2 protein-coding genes are annotated in these 2,339 nt (G+C 67.7%); both read right to left on the bottom strand.

Translation table 11 applies throughout. The features are described from left to right. On the bottom strand, positions 1–1,743 hold a 1,743-nt coding region (locus tag LQV45_RS26230; protein ID WP_230009615.1), incomplete at its 3' end, for an amino acid transporter. 130 nt (positions 1,744–1,873) lie between these two features. Then, positions 1,874–2,339, bottom strand: a 466-nt coding sequence (locus tag LQV45_RS26225) for a hypothetical protein (protein ID WP_230009613.1), incomplete at its 5' end; no start/stop codon positions are given.

Here is a 2,339-nt window from a genome sequence, read left to right as displayed (position 1 = left end):
GATCTGGTACCCGTGCCGGGTGACCCCGCGGACCTCGAGCGCGGTCTCGAAGTCCGAGGAGTCGTCCACGACGACTTCGAGGAACAGCGCCTGGTAGTCCACGGGGAGGTGGCTGACCTCGATCGCGGACGTGAGCTTGTCCAGGTAGGCTTCAGGGCTCAGCCGCAACGGCTCGTGGGCGATGATGGCGATCGGACCTTCCAGGTTGGCGGACATGAACTCCAATGCCTTCCGGTCCATGTGGACATGGGTCGCGTGGAGTTCGAAGGAGCGCCGGATGCGGGAAAGCAGGGAGATCACGATGATGCCCCCGATGAAGAACGCGGCGATCCGGATGCCTTCGGGCCGTTCGATGATGTTGGCCACCGTGGTGTAGATGAACACGACGGCGATGACGCCAAACCCGATAGTGCGTTTGCGCTGTTTCCCGCGCCGGGCGGACAGTGCCACCGCCACCGCGGCGGAGGTCATCAGGACCAGGACGCCTGTGGCGTAAGCGCCGCCCTGGGCGTCGACGTCGGCGTCGAACAGCCAGGTGATCAGGAACCCCACCAGGGTGAACACCAGGACCAGCGGGCGCACGGCCCTTGCCCACCCGGGGGCCATGCCGTACCGGGGCAGGTAGCGCGGCACGAGGTTCAGCAGCCCGGCCATGGCGGAGGCGCCGGCGAACCACAGGATGGCAATGGTGCTCAGGTCATAGACGGTGCCGAATCCGTTTCCCAGGTATTCGTGCGCGAGATAGGCCAGGGCACGCCCGTTCGCCTGCCCGCCCGGCTGGAACTCCTGCGCCGGGATCAGTACCACCGTGGTGAAGCTTGTGGTGACGAGGAACGCGCTCATGATCAGGGCCGCCGTCGTCAGCAGCCGGCGTGCACCCTTGATCCGGCCCTCAGGGTTCTCCTCGGTGTCCGTGACGTGGCCGCGGATCTGCGGCATCACGGCGACGCCGGTCTCGAACCCGGACAGGCCCAAGGCCAGCTTGGGGAAGACGAGCAGCGCGATGCCCACCACCATCAGCGGGCTCCCGTGCTGGGTGGTCAGGGCCAGCCACCAGTTGTCGACCGCCACCGGGTGCTGCAGGACCTCGATGATCGTTGTGATGACCACGACGACGTTCAGCCCGAGGTAAATGCCCACCAGGACGACGGCGACGCCGATCGCCTCCTTGAAACCGCGCAGGAACACGGCGGCGAGCAGGGCCAGGAAGACCAGCGTGACCGCGACGTTCTGGCTTTGGATCCAGTCGGGGGCGAACGGGTTCTCGATCGCGTGCGCTGTTGCGTCCGCAGCGGAGAGCGTCATGGTGATCATGAAGTCGGTGGCGGCGAAACCCAGCAGCACCAGGACGAGCAGTTTCCCGCCCCACCGCGGCAGCAGCCGCTCCAGCATGGCGATGGACCCTTCGCCGCGCGGACTTTCGCCGGCCACCCGGCGGTACACCGGCAGTGCGCCCAGCAAGGTCACGGCGACCAGGACCAGGGTGGCCAGCGGCGAAATCACGCCGGCCGCGAGCGCGGCGATGGCGGGCTGGTAGCCCAGCGTGGAGAAGTAGTCCACGCCGGTCAGGCACATGACCTGCCACCACGAGTGCTTCTTCAGGTGGCTGTCGCTCACGGCCCCGGGCCCCTGATGGATACCCTTGGCGTCCTGCAGGCCGAACAGCAGCCATTTCCTGAAGTTGTCCCCGGCTCCCGGCCGTGCCGCTGAGGGATCCGAAGGCGGCCTGCTCATCGTGGTCATCTATGCCTCTCCGCGCGATGCCCACCATCGTGTTTACTGCCGACGATAACACCGGAGCCGGGAGCGGCTCCCGCCCCGGGGCCGATCTTGACGGATCTTTAACACCGGCCCGCCGGCGGCGGCACCGGTCTCAGCGGGCTGCGGCGGGGGCGGGGATTTCGATGTAGAGGATGAAACCGGCGGCAGCCGGCAGATACCAGTGCCTGCGGTGCCGTGCGGGCCGGTAGAGGTGTCCGAACGGGTCTGTCACGTGGGCATGCGCCAGCACGTCTTGGCGCCGGAGCTGGACGTCGATGTCCTCGATGCCGGACGGGTGCGAGGCAAGGCCGTCGATGTCGAGAGACCAGGCGCCCCCGGCCGGGGCTGTCCCGCGTTCCAGGGCGAGGGTTTCGAACAGGTCCGAGACCACTTCGTCCCTGGTGGCGGGGTAGAAGCGGCGGAGCCGATGCCCCTCGGGATGCGCGCCTTGTGCGTCCAGCCATGCGTGGCGGAGCCAATGGAATTCCACTTGGCCGCGGGAGGGCCCGAGGACCAGATGACGGTTCGGATCCAGGGCGAGGCGGTAGGCGCTGCCGCTGCGGTCGATGATGCACGCG

Source organism: Microbacterium sp. Bi128, from assembly GCF_918698205.1.
This window is presented reverse-complemented; position numbering and strand designations above follow the sequence as displayed.